Below are 718 nucleotides of genomic sequence, written 5' to 3' on the forward strand. Positions count from 1 at the left end.
ATCAAAGGTATAGCGACATTCAATTTTAGTTTCGTCTTTGGGTTTATCTAAATATTGATTGAATCCTTCTCGCCATTGAGCGTATTGATTTTCACAAGCTGTTCGTCGTTGTTTCACTTGTTGATGATCGGGTTTTGTTTTTAATTTCAAATTTAAGACTTCTTCGATATCAGAAGGCAACATAAATTCGTGGGTTTGAGGGTTTTGTTGAGCCCATTTAGCCGTTTTTTTGTAAGCTTCTTCGATGATTGTGGTTAAATCACGGTTAGAGAGGTTTTTGCCTTGATATAATTGAGTAATCTCTTTTAAAGCTAAGAAAGTATGATAACTAATTTGATAAGGAATAATAATATGTTTTAAATAACCTTCAATTTCATGATCTTTTAAATTACCAATATAGATTTCTTTACTAAAACGACTGCGTAAAGCCATATCAATTTTATGAAGATTATTAATCGCTCCCATTAAGACAATTTTTTTATTACTACTATTAAAACCATCTAATTTATCTAATAAAGTATTAATCACATTGACTCCTCCTGAAGAAATATTGGAATCATTACGATTTTCTAAGCCTTCGATTTCGTCAATAAAGATAATGGTTTTATAATGACTTTCTGCTTCTTGCCACACTTTCTCCACTTCTTTTTCTCCTTCACCAATGTATTTTTGTCGGAATTTGGAAGGAATTAAATTAATAAAGTGAACATTAGCTTCA

Annotated in this window: 1 protein-coding gene; it reads right to left on the reverse strand. The window is 30.5% G+C overall.

Annotated features, from left to right (window positions below):
- Positions 1–718 (reverse strand): AAA family ATPase (locus tag OYV_RS04190; RefSeq protein ID WP_042068470.1); only part of this gene is annotated, 718 nt, incomplete at both ends.

This window comes from 'Chrysanthemum coronarium' phytoplasma (genome assembly GCF_000744065.1).
GTDB lineage: Bacteria > Bacillota_I > Bacilli_A > Acholeplasmatales > Acholeplasmataceae > Phytoplasma > Phytoplasma asteris.